We start from the raw sequence: 17,773 nt of genomic DNA on the forward strand, positions 1-17,773 counted from the left end.
CTTACAGGTAAGTAAAAGGTTCTTTAGTATCCACAAAATGAACAGGAATTTGGCCGAGCATAGGGGCCAGCCATTCGGCCATATGTTTCATGCCTGCCTCTTCACTGCGCTCATGTCCCAAAACAAGCATGGCTTTGTTCATCCCGAGGGCAGCGGCATCTCGAACATACGGGCACAGGGTCCATTCGATAATGTCACCGCATACCAGTACATCCAGGTTCTTCTCTTTCATTAGAATCATCGGCATCTCTTCCGTACCCAGTCCGAGACTCCCGCCCCCTACCAGAATTCCTACTCTCTTGCACTTAGTCTCAGGCGATCCGACAATCTGAATGACTTTCATATCTAATTTTTCCTTGAAGAAGCGGCTTAGCTCCGCCAAAGACATCTCAGGAATCTCATAGCAATGCGGAAATGGATGATCTTTCTCCAAGTACGCTTCCCAGCCGATCTCTTTGATCAAACCGTCATAGATCAAGTCTGTAGGTGCGGCATGCATATGATCATGAAAACGCCAAATCGCAATGCCGTGATCATCCAGCAGCTTTTTCTTCTGCAAATATACAGGATCATCAGTTAGCCATTCTGTTGTATCGCGGCCGGTGTAATACGTAGGTTCATGTGTAATAATCATGTTTGCGCCGCATTGAATAGCCTGGTTAATCACATCGACTGTAGCCATAAACGTGGTTGCAATGCCTGTAACCTCTGTATCTAAGCTTCCGCTAACCAACTGATCACAGGTCTGTTCAAATTTGATTCCACCAAACCGGTCCAAAATAGTATCCATCACTTGTTTGACGTTCATAAATTTCTCCTCCAATGAATCGGTCTCGTTCCCGGGTTTCTTTATCCTTTAACAGCTCCGACAACTACACCCTTAATAAAGTATTTCTGCATGAACGGGAAGACAATGACAATGGGCAGGACTCCAATAACCGCAAGGGCCATCCGCACCGAATTGCTTGGCAGCTGTACGGCCACAGATCCAATCGCCGAGCTGGCAGCACCCGATTTCAGGAACTGAATGTTATCCATCATTCTTACAAGCAGATTTTGAATGCCAAAGAGCTGAGGTTTTGTAATATAGTAGAGGCCATTGATCCAGTCGTTCCAGTAAGCAAGCCCTGTGAAAATGCCGATTGTCGCTATAGCCGGTACGGACAGAGGGAGGATGATCTTAAAGAAAATCTTCAACTCTTTCGCTCCGTCGATCTGGGCCGATTCTACCAAGGCAGCCGGTATATTATTTCTATAGTAATTCGTCATTAGAAAGACATTAAAAGCATTCATCAGATAGTTGGGGAAAATCAAAGAAAGTATCGTGTTTTTGATATGAAAGACTCTAGTCCACATCAGATAGGCAGGGGCAATGCCGCCGCTGAATAACATGGTGAACAGTACCAGGAAAGCTATGACTTTCCCATATTTAAAATCACTTCTCGACAGCGGATAAGCCAGCATCGCGGTGATCAGCACGCCCAAGAAAGTACCTGCAGCCGTAACAAATATGGAAATGCCATAGGCTCTTGAAATCGATTTAAACTCGGCTACAAGATAGGTGTATGCATCCAGACTTAAGGCTTTTGGAAAAAAACTATATCCATTCGCGATAAGAGTATTCTCTTGTGTAATCGAAGCAATAAAGATCAATAGAATCGGCGCGATACTAAGTAATGCAAGAAGAATAATCATTGCTTCGGCAAAAAAGGCAAACCCTTTCTCTCCGCGAGTTTTCAGTTCTGTCATCTAATCTGCCTCCTAAAACAATGAGTTGTCTGAATCTATTTTTCGCACGATTCCGTTTGCTACCATGACTAATATAAAACCAACCAAGGATTGATATAGACCGGAAGCAGCAGCCATACCTGTATCATTCAGCTGCATCATAGCTCGGTATACGAATGTATCAATGGTTTGTGTTGTACTGTAAAGCGCCCCCGAGTTCATAGGCACCTGATAAAACAAGCCAAAATCGGAGTTCATGATTCTTCCTACAGCCATAAGCGTCAAAATAATGATGGTCGGTTTCAATAAGGGCAGCGTGATATCCTTGATTTGTCTGAGTTTGCCTGCACCATCGATTTTAGCGGCTTCATAGATACTCTTATCCATACCGGCAATACTTGCCATGTACACAATAGAAGAGTAACCTGCCATTTTCCATATATATACTATCGTTAGAATTACCGGCCAATACTTGGCCTGGGAATACCAGGAGATTTCAGACATCCCTAGCGCCGTGAGAATGGTTTTATTCAACAGCCCGGAGTCCGAATTCAAAAATGCAAACACAATATACGAGATGACTACCATGGATATGACACTCGGAAGGATCAGCGCATTTTGATAAAATTTCGAAAGGAACTTTTTCGTGAGTTCTGTCATTAGCAGCGCCAGGATAATGGCACAGATGGTGCCGATAATAATAAAGACCAGGTTATATAAAATTGTATTTCTGGTCATGATCCAGGCATCTTTGGTCTTGAATAAAAACGAAAAGTTATCAAAACCGACCCATTCTCCTCCAAAAATCCCTTTGGCATAATTTTGACTTTTAAACGCAATAATTACCCCTGCCATAGGTATGTAATTATTGATTAATAAATAGACCAGACCCGGGAGGGTAAGCATCAGTAATGGCCATGAATTTTTCCGGCTTTTCCGTCTAGTTATTTTCTCCATATCCATATCCTTCCCAGTGATAAATGAAGTGAAGATTTATATCTTCACTTCATTTACCGTGATGAAATATTTATTGTTGAGCGAGCCAGGCATCAAGCTGTTTCTGTTTCTCGGCGACAATCCGATCCATCCCGGCATCTTTGAGGGCCTTGATGAAGTTAGGGAGCTGGGTGTCCGGATCCAAACTGCCACAGTTCAGTCCAGGCAAATACTGGTTGATTACATTCATAACGGATGAGTATTCTGCCTTAAGACTTGAGCTGTCAAATGTAAATCCAAAAGCTTTCGACTTGGTGGAGGATTTATTCTCACTATCCATAAGCTTCAGATCTTCCATGCTTTGGCCTTCCAAAGCATACTGATTAAACATATTCCCTACAATGCCCGAACTAAGCTGAGCCGTATAAGGGACGGTATTTGCATCTGCACCGTCTGGAAAATTCACATGATCAGCATCAACCTTCTTATAACTGTCCCCTTCGATACCAAAAACAATCAAATTTACGATCTCTTTATCGGAGAAGGTTAAGTTCATAAACTTCATGGCTGCTTCGGGATTTTCACTGTTTACAGAAATGCCCCAGCTTACCGCGTTTACACTGGTCGTAGATAGATAAGGCTGCGCCAATCTGGCCATGCCTACAGGCTTCCCTGTCATAGCAGAAATCTGAGCGCCTGATTCCAATCCTGCATAACTTGCAATATAAGAGAATCCCCGGTCAGATGACATAAGTTCCGTAGCCAAAATATTGGATGTAGCTGCATCCTTGGAGATATAGCCCTTGTTGTACCAATCTCTGGCTATTTTAATTTTTTCTTTAAATTGTTCTGTTTCATAGAAGTTGACTACCTTCGTACTATCTCCAACTAAAACAGCCGTAGGTTTGAAAATATCATCCGTCAAATAGTCGATGTTATCCATGGTATTTAATACACCGGAAACCCCCTGGTTTGCAGGTGAAAGAGGAACCATATCGGGATATTTGGCCTTTACCTTGGCAAATAGTGCATCCAGATCTTCAATACTTTTTATACTGCTCGGCGAAACTCCAAGCTCTTGCATGATGTCTTCTCTATAAACCAGATTGGGCGCAATAGCATATCCCTTATATGCAGGAATCGCATAAGTTTTACCATTGGCTTGGGTAGACTTCAAGAAATCCTCTCCTACGATCTTCACGGTTTCCTGACCATATTCAGCAAGCAGATCATCGAGCGGCAGAGCCATATTTTTCGAAATGTACTGGTTCAAATCACCCAAAGTATGAAAGATATCCAGTTTTTCTCCGCTCGCAATGTCAAGACTCACTTGCTGTGCATAACTTGAAACGGACAACGGCTTCAGTCTTACTTTCACATTGATCTTCGGTACTGTAATCTCGTTGATGGCTGCCTCTACAGCACTGGTATTATCCGGAATTTTATTGAAAGTGACAAACGAATAAACAATTTCATCCGGATTGCTTGTCTTCTCCCCTGCCGATTCCTGTGAACCTGAATCCCCGCTACCGCAAGCCGCCAATAACGATGCGGATAGGGCCGTTGCCATAAATACACTTAGAAGACGTTTAAATCTTTTCAATTGAATCCCCCTCGGTTAGTTAGTTAGAACTATTTATAAGTTAATTATAGTCCTAAGTTCGATAAAGCGATTTCAAAAACAAGAGAGACATTTTTGTTTTTAAGCCATAAAAAAAGAAGGCGGAAATTTATTTTCCAGCCTCCTTACGGAAGACCTGCGGGCTGACACCCGTCAGTTTTTTAAACACCGTGGAAAAATAGGAGATGCTATCAAACCCTACCTGAGAGGCGATCATGCTTATACTGGTATCGCTGTTTATAAGCAAATCTTTAGCTCTTTCGATTCTGCAGTTGTTAATAAAATCCTTGATTACGATCCCTGTTTCCGCTTTAAACAACTTGGCAAAGTATTCCGGGGTAAGGAATACACTTGCGGCTACGTCATTTCTTGAAATATCATCCATGTAATGTTCGAATATAAACTGCTTGGCCTTATCGATAATACTCTCCGATTTTTTGACCTCTTCCGCATAATCCAGCGTTCTTGTCGAGATGAAATGCACCCATTTCATCATATCGAACACGGAATTGTTGGCGCTCTGGTTAAGCTGCTTCGATAAATGATCCGAGAACAACTTGTGTGCCTGTATTTCCTTTTTGTATAGAAAAGCATATACAATCTGCATGAAATCCTGATGAATAGAATACATGGTCGAGGAATCCAGGCTGTTCTTGGCGACCAGCAGTTCAAGCTCATTTTTCAGGAAGTTTACGATTTTGAGCTTCTCGCCTCGTTCAAACATTTCTCTCAGGACATCAATATCAAGAGTATATTGACCTGTGAAATTAAGCATTTCCGTATTGCCCTCGGAGAACACTTTACTTCGCAAGGTGAAATTATCCCGATCCATCTCCTCCAGTTTTTTTCGGCTGTCAGCCAGCGACTGAAGTGTGGTCCGGCCGGAGATATAGCAAGCTACCGTACATTTCAAGAATTTCTTGCAGGTTACGATAAACTCCTCACATTTCTCTTTAATCTCCTCGTCCGTTACCGTGCCCATCATAATTACGTTTACATAATGGTTTCTGTTCGTCACATCATATATGGCATTCTCAGAGTCCAATTCTCCGAGGATTACTTCTGAGGACATCTTGGTCAGGATATATTCAAAGGTTGCATCATCCCACGAAGACCCCTGATGGTCCGATTTGATGACGCTGACCAGGATTAAACGATACTGCCCCTTCAGGTCCAGTACCAGATTTCTTTTGTTCATTTCATATTCTATGCTCGACGGATCTTGCGCGATTTTGGCAAACAGTAGATCTCTCCAAAATTTCTCGAGAATTAATTTTTTATTTTCCAGCCAATATTGCCCATACTCGCTATACTCATGAAGCCGGTTTTTCAGATTGACTTTCTCTACGGCCTTTAAGACTGCCATTTCTATCTTTTCAATATTCAAGGGTTTGGTAATATAACTGATTGCCGTGTACTCCAAAGCTTGGGAGACAAAATGAAAATTCTCATGATTGGTCAAAAAAATAAACTCGCTGTCATAATTCTCCGTACGGACCCATTTTAATAGATCCAACCCGGACTCTTTAGGCATTTCAATATCGCAAATTACAACATCAGGTGCCTCTTCTTCGAATAATTTCTTTGCTCCGGCAGCATGATGGACCATCCCTGTCTCATGGATTCCAAGCCTGCTCCAATCTATAGAGTCGCGAACCACCTCAGCCGTCAGCAGGTCATCTTCAACAATGAGCAGTTTCAAAATGGATCCCCTTTCTCAATGGGAATAGTCAATTCAACTCTTCCCCCCAATGAATCGACATTGGATATTTTTAAAACCCCGCGCTCCCCATACAATAAAGATATGGTTCTTTTAATGTTCGAAAGTCCGATTCTATAACCATCGATCGTGTCCAACGCTTCTAATTTGTTCACCTTCTCCAGGACTTCCTCCGGGAATCCCTCCCCGCTGTCCTCAATTACAATCCGGATAGCCTCTTCGTCATCCATAGGAATCCGGTTTATCTTAATGAAGATCGACAGGGGTTCATCCAGGGTCATAGCATGTTTAAACGAATTTTCAATAAACGTGTGAATGATAAATTGAGGGATAAGCTTCTGCACAATGGAAGGCTCTATATCAAAAACGTAAAAAATACTATTCGGAAACCGGATTTCCTGCATATAGAAATAGTTTTTAATATACTCAATTTCTTCACTGATCGATACCTTGTTTAAACCTCCCTTAAACATATACCTCAGGTGATTGGATAGGGCATCGATAAATTTCCTGATATCCTCGTTCTTATCTTTGTAGGTCAGACTGTGTATCGTTGTAAGGGCATTCAAGAAGAAATGCGGCCGGATTTGCATTTGCAAATACTTTAACTCTGCCTTCTGCAGTTCAATCTTTTCTTCATATTGGCTTATTTTCAAGCTCTTGATCTCCATGACCATCGAATTAAAGGAATGGTTCAGCGTCTGAAACTCCAGAGATCTCCCCTTTTCCTCCACTTGATAGTCGAGATTCCCCTGTTCAAGCCTTTTAGTTCCCACAACGAGCGCCTTGATGGGGATGATGATTTCTTTTCTCAAATAAAAAATAACAAATGGCATTAAGACTAGGGATATAATTCCAAGAACAGCGATGATCCACTGAATATATCCAAGACCCAGCAACACATTCTTTTCCCTGATGATCGTCGAGAGCCTCGTGCGGCTCGTCTCTTGATCCGTTGAAATCATGAGATATTTGCCGTTAAGTTTATTTACTACCTGGCTCCCATTTGGTAAAGGGTAGGAAATTTCGGAAAGATCCTTATTCCCTGCGGTAAACAAAGGATTTCCTTCCATATCCGTTAAAACGACCAGTTGATCCAGGTTATAGTCCATGATATTAACAAACGACATCAATGTATCTGCCTTGACTAAAGAAATAATAATCGTACCCGAGAAATCATACCCCTTAACAAAATACATTTTTTCATTAATCCATACAGTAGACCACAAATCATGAAGGGCATATTCTTGTTTTGCCAGTGAGGTCCTGATGATGTCGGACACGTACACCTTCTCTTGAGCCGACACTCTACTGCTTCCGCTCAATATCAGATTGTCATATTGTCTGTTATATACTGCCAGGACATCGGTTTTTGAACTTGAACTTATCCTTTCAGCTAGAACGTTGGCTAATCGAATAGCGGCAAAATACCTTTCCGACTCATTCCCATTGTTTAAATCCGAAATATCATTCACATTTAAAGCGGCATCGTTTAAATCCTTTAACGCATTATTTAAAGTATAATTGATATCCCGATTATGAATTTTCATTTCATTTAAAGCCGAATTGACAGTATTCGTTCGTATTACATGCAAAGAATAAAGATTGCTGGTAATGATCACTGAAAAGAGCACGATCATAACAACTGAAGTACCGGCAGTAATTTTAAAAACCAAAGAATTTTTGTGCATGACCGTGTTCTCCTCATATTATCCCGCTCTTCACATCTTAAGATGCTTGGTCAACTTTTGACAAGAACCAGAAATATCATACATTCATACATCATTATTCTTTATCACTCGGGTTCGGGTTCCATTGAAAGACAAAAGGAGTGATTCTTACCCATGTAAGAAATCGCTCCTCTGATATTACCGGCACAACTATGAATAACCTTCGGCCCCTACTTCATTCAGGCTTGGTCAGCAAACTCCAACAGCTCGCTCACCGTCAAGAACCGATACCCTTCGGCAGCAAGCTCTTCCAGCAAAACTTGTACAGCTTCAATCGTCTGGGCCCGTTCGCCATACCCGTCATGGAACATAAAAATGCTGCCATTCTCAATCGTAGGCCTCGTGTGATCCAAAATAAACTCTACTCCGGGTTGTTCCCAATCCTTCGCCTCGCCGTTGACGGTGCCGATCGAGGTGTATCCAAACTCTGCGGCAAGTGAAAGAAGTTCCTCATTCACGCCAAAATATGGAGGTCTAAAACTCAATACAGGTTTCCCCGTCACCCGACGAATTCTTTCATCCGCCTGCTGAATTTCAGCCCTCGCTTCCTCCAGCGTCAGTCTGGTCAAATCAGGGTGCGAGTAAGTATGATTGCCAATTTCATGGCCGGCGTGATGAACTTCCGCCGCGATGTCTTCGAACGCATCGATTTCCTGACCGATCATAAAAAATGTCGCTTTCCCGTTCGCCTTGCGAAAGATATCCAGCAACTGCCGAGTATACAAGGGATGCGGCCCGTCGTCGAATGTAAAAGCGACAGCCTTGTCTCGGGTTGGAACTCTATGAACCAGCGATAGTGTGGTCATTAGGCTACTCCTTTCGATTCATCATGAATCGTCATTAACCTATTTTACGAACCGTGGGTTTATAATCCAGAATGTGCTCGATTTCAGTTAATATTTCTTCCGAAAGTTCAAATCCGCTTGCAGCAATATTGTTTTCTATCTGTTCCGGTCTTGAAGCACCGGTGATCAGACTGCTGATTTGAGGTTTTTTAAGACACCATGCCAGTGCAAGTACGGAAAGGTTTGTACCCAATCCTTCCGCTACTTGAATTAACCTTTCCACCTTATCCAAATGATCCTCGGTAAGAAGATTGTTAATTTGCCTGTCCGCCTGATGCGTTGCCCGGGAACCCTCGGGGATGACCTGACCTTTCCGGTATTTGCCGGTAAGAAGCCCTTGGGACAGCGGACTGAACGGAACAATTCCCAATCCATGCTTCTGGCAGATCCCCATGATTTCGTCCTCAATATATCTGTCCATCATATTATATTGCGGCTGTATGACCGACATGGGGCGAAGCCCCATCTCCTTGATAAGATACAATGCTTCCGTAAGTTGTACGGGCGTCCATTCGCTTACGCCGTAATACAGCACCTTCCCTTGCGCGACTAAATCACTCATGGCTTGCAGAGTTTCTTCCAAAGGGGTGCTCTCATCATACCGATGACAAAAATACAGATCTAAATAGTCCACTTGAAGATTTGTAAGAGACTTGTCTATTTGTTCGATGATGTGCTTCCTGGACAGTCCTCTGTCGTTGACTCCGTTTCCGGTCGGAAAGAACACTTTACTTGAAACTGCAAAGGAGCTCCGTTCGAATTCCTTTAATATTTTTCCGAGAAAAATTTCTGCTTGTCCGCCGCTATAGGCATCTGCGCAATCAAAAAAATTCACTCCAAGATCATAAGCGCGTCTAACGCTCTTCTTCGCCGTGTCCACGGCTTCCGGGGTTTGAACATCAGTCATCCAGCTTCCCAGAGCAATTTCACTCACTTTTAGTCCCCACTTGCCAAGGCTTCGGTATTTCATAGCAACACCCTCCTCTATTCATGTCAAAAGATCCACTTATGAGTGTAATGTCAGAACTACCACGGACATGGGTGGCAGCGTTGCCGACAAACCGTCGGCGCTTAGGCTCGTGACGCCGTTGAACACCTGAGGCTTCACGGTCTCCGGTTGATCGAAGGTGTTATGAGCATTCATATCTTCATGACTCAGCACCCGGGCGCTGACATTCATTTCTCCGCCCAGGCCGCGCATCCGCAGAGATACGTCCGCCTGACGAATCGGATCGACGTTACACAGGCTGATGTCGATCGTTCCGTCCGGCCGCTTCGATGCCGAGGCGCTCACCTGAGGAATCGACTCGCTGCCCACTTGGTATTCGCCCGTCTCAAGATGAAGAGCAAGCGCTTCGGCATCCTGGTGCACCTTGAACATCTCGAATACGTGATACGTCGGCGTCAGCAACATTTTGTCGCCTTCCGTTAAAATCATCGCCTGCAACACATTGACGGTTTGGGCAATGTTCGCCATATGGACGCGATCACAATGACGATGGAACACGTGGAAATGCAGACCTGCAACAAGCGCATCCCGCAGGGAGTTCTGCTGATACAAGAAGCCCGGATTCGTACCCGGCTCCACCTGGAACCAGGTTCCCCACTCGTCGACGATTAGGCCGACCCGTTTCTTCGGATCGTATTGGTCCATGATCGCCGAATGCCGCGCAATGAGTTCGTCCATATGGAGCGCCAACTGCATCGTCTCGAACCATTCCGCTTCATCGAATCCCAGCGCCGGACGTTTTACCTCAAATCCACCGGGTACCGTATAGTTATGCAGGCTGAGGCCATCCATATGCCCGGCGGCTTCACGCATCAGCGTCTCCGTCCAGTGATAGTCGTCGACGTTGGCTCCGCCGGCAATTTTATAAACGCGATTCTCGCCGTAATTTCGCACATAGGTCTGGAACCGGCGGTATTCATCCGCGTAATACTCTGCCCGCATGTTGCCGCCACAACCCCAGTTCTCATTTCCTACCCCGAAATATTTCAGCTTCCAGGGCTTCTCCCGGCCGTTCGCCTTCCTCCAGTCCGCCATCGGTGATTCACCGTCAAAGGTCATATACTCGACCCATTCCTGCATCTCTTGAACCGTACCGCTGCCGACATTCCCGCAGATATACGGCTCTGTATCCAGCAGCTCGCACAGATCGAAAAACTCATGCGTGCCAAAGTGGTTGTTCTCCACGACACCGCCCCAGTTTGTATTCACCATGCGTTTGCGCTGTTCCCTCGGGCCGACGCCGTCCTTCCAGTGATACTCATCGGCAAAGCACCCGCCCGGCCAGCGAAGCACCGGGATGCTGAGGTTGCGCAAAGCCTCCAGAACATCGTTCCGGATACCGCGGGTATTCGGGATCGGTGAGTCTTCGCCCACCCAGATGCCTTCGTAGATGCAGCGGCCGAGATGCTCGGCGAAATGCCCGTAAATATGACGGCTGATCGTACCCGAAGTCTGATCGGTATTGACCGTAATCGTTGCTTTCATCTTAATAACTCCCTTCTAGTCTTTCTTTCGGCCCTTATCCTTTGACAGCGCCTGCGATCATACTCTTCTGCACCTGTTTGTTGAGCAGCAAATAGATAATTATCGTTGGGATTGTAGCGATCATGAGTCCCGCTCCAATAATTCCCCATTGCGTAATATAGGTCCCGACCATCGACATCATCCCTACCGTCAAAGTCTGATAGGATTCATTATTGATGAAGGTCGTCGCAAACATCAACTCATTCCAACAAGCCAGGAATGTAAATATCGCCACCGTCGCTATAGCTGGACTGACCAGCGGCAACATAATCGAAAAAAAGGTTTTGTAAATCCCGCATCCGTCCATCACCGCCGACTCTTCCATTTCGCGAGGCACTCCCTTAAAGAAACTGCTAAGGATGAATACCGCGAGCGGGATACCAAAAGCGACATAAGGAATAATCAGGGACCAATAGGTATTCAATAAGTGTAAATTCTTCAAAACCATAAACAGCGGTAACAAAGCCGCGTGAATCGGGACCATCATCCCGAGGAGGATCAGCGTCATCGTTAAGTTGCTTAACTTCCAATTCATTCTCGAAATGGCATACCCCGTCATTGCGGACAAAATCAATACAAGGATGATAGAAGCGGCAGTTACTAACACGCTGTTAAAAAAATAATTTAATACATGACCGTCCGATAATGCCTTGGCATAGTTGCTCCAGAGGAATTTCTTCGGAAGCCCCACGACATCGCCGCTGAATATTTCACTATTGTCTTTCAGTGAGAAAAATGCCAACCAGATAAGGGGGTAAATTTGTATGATCGTTACAATGATTAAAAACCCTTGCAGTAGTATTTTCCCAATGAAGTTTGGCCTTCTTTGCAACAGCCCTTTTGCAGTACTCACTTTGCTCCCCCCTATTCTGTTTTGAAAAACTTATTAATGATGACTGTAAATATTAAGCATTCCAATATAATAAAGACGGATATCGCACTGCCATAGCCATATCTGTAAGTATCAAATATGGTGGTATACATCAACGTGCTCGGCACCTCCGTGGTAAATAAAGGTCCTCCGCCAGTCAATACATAAATCAGGTCGAATACCTTAAATGCACCGATTACCGAGAAGACAAGACACACTTTGAGAATAGGGCGCATTAAGGGAATTGTAATGGAGAATGCAATCCGTATACGGGAAGCCCCGTCAATTTTAGCCGCTTCAAAAATATCCTGCGAAATCGATTTGGCGCCGGCATACATCAGCAACATATGGTAACCCACGTACTGCCAAAGCGTCGGAATAAAAGAAGCGACAAGCGCAGTATCCTTTTGTCCAAGCCAGTCTTGTGCCAAATTTGCAAGACCTATATTCTCGAGCAACCAGTTTAAAAGGCCATAATCCGCATTATAGATTTTGGACCACAGTTGAGCGATTACAACGGTCGAAATCAACACCGGAATGAAATATACCGTACGGTAAAACCCTTCACCCTTGATCGTGGATGCCAGTATAAGGGCAAGTACAAGAGAGATCGGCAACTGAATGAAAATAGACGCTGCCGCAAACAGCATGGAATTTTTGATGGAGTTTAATGCCCGTGTATCCGTGAACATCTCTTTATAATTATCCAGTCCAATAAACGCACCTTTGCCGACGCCATTCCAATCCAATAAACTATAATAGCTGGAAACGAAGATCGGAACTAATACAATTCCACAGAATATGAGGAGGGTAGGCAGGACAAATATAGCAATAGCCTTCTTGTTGGAAAATACAGAATTCATTATGGTTCTCCTCTCAAAGATGTGGTCAGGGACAGTCCCTGACCACATCTCGTTTGGGTTTATTCAAGGATTAGAGACTTAGTTCCGTCGGTTTAAGCTGTGCCATTTGTTTGCAGAATTCCTCTGGAGTGATATCGTCCGCCAAGAGTTGTGCAATTAAGTTTTTGTGTGTTTCCGCAGATTCGGCCGGAAGAATATTATCCCACCATGCGATAAACGAGGTAGCTGTTTTCATAATGTCTGCAGCAGATTTGTCGAGTTCGGAAAGGCCTGAAGTATCAAGGCCGTCAATGTTCCAGCTAGGAAGACCCGCTCCGGCAAGAAAACCCTGCGTACCAAGCTGCTCGCTTAAATACATAAGAAACTCAACGGCTTCCTTCGGATGCTTTGTGGTGCTGCTAACATAGAAGCCATCGACCGCCCCGCCGAAGATTTCAGTGTTCTTCCCTTTACCGTCTTCAAAAACCGGGAAAGGAATTACTTTTACCTTGCCTTTAACGGCCGAGGAGTCATCTTCGATGCCGGCATTCACCCAGTTCGCCTGGAACATCATGGCTCCGTTACCCGCATTAAACGCACCCAGCATTTCATCATAGCTCATGCTGAACATACTGCTGTTGAAGGCGCCTGCCTTTGCCAGCTCCTGCATTTTGGTAGCCGCAGCAATGAAATCCGGCGAATTCCATTTGGATGGATCCTTAAACGCTTCGATGACCGCTTCATTTCCTGCTTGCCGCATAGCAATAATGTCGTACCAGTACATGCCAGGCCACCGGTCTTTCTCTCCAATGAGAGCCGGAGTAATGTTCGCTGCCTTCAATTTCTCTACGGCATCCAGCAATTCTGTATAAGTCGTCGGGATTTGGGCTCCCGCTTTATCGAACAACTCGGTATTCACAAAAAGATTTGCAATGTGGGTGTAAACGGGCAGTGTATAGATTTTCCCATCCACTTCAATGGCTTCCGACATACCTGGGGCCATTCTCGACTTAACGTCGTCCGTTAAATAGTTGGTGATTTCAAGGACATTCCCGGATTCAATATAAGGCTGCATGAAGCTGCCGCCACCCATACCATAAAACAGGTCAGGCGCTTCACTTGCGGCTAATGAGGTCTTGATTTTAGTTTTATACTGTTCGCCGGTTGTGCCTGTGCGTTCAATTTGGATATTTGGATGCTCACTATTCCATTTCTCAATAATTTGCGGCAACAATTTAGCCGATGGATCCGTATTGCCAACCGACTGATCCCATAGTGTCAACTTAATGGAACCGCTTCCATCCTTGCCCGAAGATTTCCCGCCGGACGAATCCGAGGAGCATGCGGCCAGGCTTCCTGCAATCCCTACCGCCAGAATAATGCTCAATGATTTTTTTAATAACGCTTTCATCTCTTTGACCTCCCTATTTGTGAAATCGCTGCTTCTAGTAGTCATTTTAGGGAAGTACCCTTAATAACTCCATTCAAAATCCGCACATCGTCTTTTAAAATTCGAACATCTCTTTATCACTCATTTTCCGTTCCGATACTCATTCATAGACCTGCCGGTCGTTTTCTTAAAGAGAACACTGAAATAGTGCGGGTCCGGGATTCCTACCTGTTCACCAACCTCGTATCCTTTTAAATCGGTCGTTTTCAGAAGGTTTTCAGCTCTTTTCATGCGAACATGGGTAAGATACTCCACAAAGGTCTGCCCCGTCTCCTTCTTCATAAGCCGTCCCAAATGGCCTGGACTGATAAAGAATGCGGCAGCGGTACTGGCCAATCCGACTTGGGTATCGCTCATATGATTCTCCAGATACTCTTTCACCTGACTGATCAGATTGCCTTCCTTGGCTTGGAATTTCGAATGAATCGTTTGGCAAACGTAAAGGACATACCTTTCCAGTATGTTCATCAATTCCGGAAGATTGTCTGCCGTGAGAATCGAGACCAGGGTTTCCGCATTCTGCGCTTGTTCATCTTCGATCTGCTGCTCCATCGCCGCCCGCTGACATTCGGTAATGACATCCATCGCCGCCATCCGGAAATGTGATACACCGGAGAACGAAACATTGAATATTTGCTCAAGAATCTCCGTCGCCCGCTCGGACGAACCGACACTGATGCAGAACTGCAGTTGCTGAAGAAGCTCCGGATTAGACCGATAGTACTCTTCCCGGTTGTCCACGATATCCTCGAAGCAAACTACCTGATTATGTCCGACGAACGCTTTGTAGTGAATTGCACGACAGGCTTCCTGATACCCCAGGTGCGCTTCTTGCATTTTATCGCGTCTTCGCCCGATCCCGATGTTCACCAAGCATTTGTACGATTTGAGCAAAGTGGCCTGAATCGATTCGCAATCGCTGACAAGATGCGTTGTCTGGTTGAATGAAATGATCACCATTTGATTTCGGGTATCCGGAATAATCATCACCCGGGAATCATCTCTATAGAACGTTTCTATCTTGTTCCTGCACTCCATTCCCAACAGAATCAACTGTTCCTCTGTCTGCTTCTCTGATATCGGAGAGATTTCTATCACGGCAATTTGATAGGTACCACCGCTGAAAAACACAGGCAGTTTGAAATACTCCGCCTTTTCATGGATTTCCTCTTTTGAAAGAGCACCTTCTAACCATTGATAGAGGAATTTCTCCCTTAGGTACGGGAAATTCCGCTCCAGGTCTTTCTTCAGCCTCTCCAGTTCTTGATTTCGCGTCCGTTCCTCATAAATCTTCTGCGTTAACTTGGCGGTCACATGGAGCAGATCTGAAGCATGAATCGGTTTTAGAATGAAATCCGAAATACCAATTTTGATACTCTGTTGGGCATACTCAAACTCATCGTGGCCGGTAACGACCACTATTTTGATATCCGGGTATTTCTCCAGTACCTTACCGCTAAACTCAATTCCGTTAATGTACGGCATATAAATGTCTGTGAAAATGATATCGGGTCTAAGCTCATCCACCATATCCATCGCTTCATGTGCATTGGAAGCTTCCCCTACGATTATCAGACCTTGGCTTTCCCAATCAATTCGCATTCTAATCAGATTACGTATCAGATGTTCATCGTCAACGATCAGAACCTTCAATTTTCCCATGATGCATCAACTCCATTCGGTATGATTAACGTTATAATCGTTCCCTTTCCAGGTTCGCTCTCAATGGTTACACAGTCTTTATCCCCATAAAAAATTCGCAAGCGTTCCATGGTTCCCCACAGTCCAAAGCTTTTGATTTCACCTTTTCTTTCGGTATATAGAATTTGCGTAATCTCTTCCTCTGACATGCCGACGCCGTCGTCAGCTATGGATAAGATCACTGCGCCTTCCGTATTTCGTGCGCTGATCCGTATCGTTCCTTTAACACCTTTGGGTCGTATGCCATGATAAAGACAATTCTCAACCAATGGCTGCAGCACCAGTTTGGGAATCGGAGACTGATAACAATCTTCGTCTACGTCAAACTGAGCCTCAAAAACATCCTGGTAACGTACATTCTGGATTTTTAAATAGTTACGGACGATCTCGATTTCTTCACCGACCGTGATTACGTCTTTTCCTTTGCTGACGCTCATCCGATAATAACTTCCCAATGCTTCAATCAAGTAACAAACCTGATCGTTTAACCCGGACAGCGCCAAGGAAGTAATGGAATCCAGCGTGTTATATAGGAAGTGCGGTTTAATCTGGGATTGCAGTGTACTCAATTCCGCCTTACGAATGGTTCTCTGCTCCTCAATAACGCGCTTCAACAATTGATCGATTTGTTCAATCATCTGATTATAGCCGTTGTAGAGCTGTTCAAATTCATAACTGTTCAACTCCACATTAACTTTCATAAAGTTGCCGCTCGGGGCCTTGTTCATGGAACGCAAAAGCTTATGGATCGGATTGATAATACTGCGCGAAATGACGAATGAGCTTACAAAGAAGATCGTCCCGTTAATCACCAGCAGGATCAGCGCCAACAGCACGATCGATTTGTTTCGTGACTCAATGGAGTTATGCGGCATGATACTCACGAATTTCCAATGGTCCTGTCCGTCCGAAAGATAAGAAACACTATATTTCTGCGAATCCGAGCTCATTGTAAGAACCCCTGAATTTCCTTGCTGAAATTGTTGCTCCAGCGTATCTTTGTTCGTTGTCAGGAGCTCTTTAAAGACTGCATCACTTTGATCTTCCGTGGAATCGGCTACGATAATTTGATTGTTTTCATCCAAAATCGCAATTTCCAATGAATTCTGATCGAGCAAACTGGAATAAGCCTGGACAAATGCATCGTCTTTGATATTAATAACGAGGATTCCGAGGCGGGAGGTATCATCAATGTCCCGGATCAAACGAATGAAGGATACGAAATTATCATCCGTGGTCCCCTTCTGAAAGGTTCCACTGCCGTTTAGTCTCAAGATATACTTCCCTTTATTCTGTACCACTTGCTCATACCAGGGAGCATCCTCTATGTTCGCATCCATAAAAGTCGGCAATTCCTCTGTTCCAACCGAAAACCGATGACCCGAATTATCGAAAATATTGACCGAGTCAATAATAGGAACCGCTTGCATAAGATTATACAAGTAAGCGCTGACCTTGGACTGGGTTTGAAGGTTGGCATACACGTCCCCCTGTCTTAGCAGGTTTTGCAGATTATGATCCGAAAAGATCATTTTAGAATAGTTATTAACGTTTTCGATCATTAAATCCACGTTGGTCTGTATAGAGGTTATGGTCTGTAATGACGCCTCATTAATTTTCTTCTGCGCTGTATTCGTGGCTATTTGATTCATGACCAGATAGCTGAACCCCACCGTAAACAAGATGACTAAAAAATAGGCGAAGGGTATTTTGAATGCCAGTTTTCTCGGTTTGCCATAAAATATTGATTTTACGCTTCTTGTCATCCGTTCTATCACTTTTCGCTCCTCCGCCAC

Annotated in this window: 14 protein-coding genes; all 14 read right to left on the reverse strand. The window is 44.4% G+C overall.

Annotated elements, in window-relative coordinates:
• Position 1: 1 nt before the first annotated feature.
• On the reverse strand, positions 2 to 808 hold the full coding sequence (locus NYE70_RS25510; protein WP_290408219.1) for a Nif3-like dinuclear metal center hexameric protein: 807 nt from the start codon (positions 806 to 808) through the stop codon (positions 2 to 4).
• 41 nt (positions 809 to 849) lie between these two features.
• Positions 850 to 1,749, reverse strand: coding sequence for a carbohydrate ABC transporter permease (locus tag NYE70_RS25515; protein ID WP_290408218.1), 900 nt, complete (start codon positions 1,747 to 1,749; stop codon positions 850 to 852).
• A 12-nt stretch (positions 1,750 to 1,761) separates the two neighbouring features.
• Entirely contained in the window at positions 1,762 to 2,685 is a 924-nt protein-coding gene (locus NYE70_RS25520; protein ID WP_290408262.1) for an ABC transporter permease, read from the reverse strand.
• 70 nt (positions 2,686 to 2,755) lie between these two features.
• Complete coding sequence (locus NYE70_RS25525) at positions 2,756 to 4,267, reverse strand: ABC transporter substrate-binding protein (RefSeq protein ID WP_290408217.1); 1,512 nt, start codon at positions 4,265 to 4,267, stop codon at positions 2,756 to 2,758.
• Positions 4,268 to 4,394: 127 nt separating this feature from the next.
• Entirely contained in the window at positions 4,395 to 5,987 is a 1,593-nt protein-coding gene (locus tag NYE70_RS25530; protein ID WP_341048909.1) for a response regulator transcription factor, read from the reverse strand.
• A complete protein-coding gene (locus tag NYE70_RS25535; RefSeq protein WP_341048912.1) occupies positions 5,984 to 7,555 on the reverse strand; it encodes a sensor histidine kinase in 1,572 nt (523 codons plus the stop codon). Before NYE70_RS25535 ends, NYE70_RS25530 begins: the two co-directional genes overlap by 4 nt.
• 359 nt (positions 7,556 to 7,914) lie before the next feature.
• Positions 7,915 to 8,541: a polysaccharide deacetylase family protein gene (locus tag NYE70_RS25540; protein ID WP_341048914.1), complete on the reverse strand. Its 627-nt coding sequence runs from the start codon at positions 8,539 to 8,541 to the stop codon at positions 7,915 to 7,917.
• 34 nt (positions 8,542 to 8,575) lie between these two features.
• On the reverse strand, positions 8,576 to 9,550 hold the full coding sequence (locus tag NYE70_RS25545) for an aldo/keto reductase family protein (RefSeq protein ID WP_341048916.1): 975 nt from the start codon (positions 9,548 to 9,550) through the stop codon (positions 8,576 to 8,578).
• Positions 9,551 to 9,586: 36 nt separating this feature from the next.
• Positions 9,587 to 11,074 carry an alpha-N-arabinofuranosidase gene (locus tag NYE70_RS25550; protein ID WP_341048918.1) on the reverse strand — a complete coding sequence of 496 codons (1,488 nt, stop codon included), beginning with the start codon at positions 11,072 to 11,074 and terminating at the stop codon, positions 9,587 to 9,589.
• A gap of 34 nt (positions 11,075 to 11,108) precedes the next feature.
• On the reverse strand, positions 11,109 to 11,966 hold the full coding sequence (locus NYE70_RS25555) for a carbohydrate ABC transporter permease (RefSeq protein ID WP_211022498.1): 858 nt from the start codon (positions 11,964 to 11,966) through the stop codon (positions 11,109 to 11,111).
• 11 nt (positions 11,967 to 11,977) lie between these two features.
• Positions 11,978 to 12,847: a carbohydrate ABC transporter permease gene (locus tag NYE70_RS25560; RefSeq protein ID WP_290408211.1), complete on the reverse strand. Its 870-nt coding sequence runs from the start codon at positions 12,845 to 12,847 to the stop codon at positions 11,978 to 11,980.
• Positions 12,848 to 12,917: 70 nt separating this feature from the next.
• Positions 12,918 to 14,237 carry an extracellular solute-binding protein gene (locus NYE70_RS25565; protein WP_211022500.1) on the reverse strand — a complete coding sequence of 440 codons (1,320 nt, stop codon included), beginning with the start codon at positions 14,235 to 14,237 and terminating at the stop codon, positions 12,918 to 12,920.
• A 120-nt stretch (positions 14,238 to 14,357) separates the two neighbouring features.
• Entirely contained in the window at positions 14,358 to 15,938 is a 1,581-nt protein-coding gene (locus NYE70_RS25570; protein ID WP_341048920.1) for a response regulator, read from the reverse strand.
• Positions 15,926 to 17,743 (reverse strand): sensor histidine kinase, encoded by a 1,818-nt coding sequence (locus NYE70_RS25575; protein ID WP_341048921.1) that lies wholly within the window; start codon positions 17,741 to 17,743, stop codon positions 15,926 to 15,928. The genes NYE70_RS25570 and NYE70_RS25575 overlap by 13 nt, the downstream gene beginning before the upstream one ends.
• Positions 17,744 to 17,773 lie beyond the last annotated feature (30 nt).

This window comes from Paenibacillus sp. FSL R5-0407 (assembly GCF_038009185.1).
Taxonomy (GTDB): Bacteria; Bacillota; Bacilli; order Paenibacillales; family Paenibacillaceae; genus Fontibacillus; species Fontibacillus vini.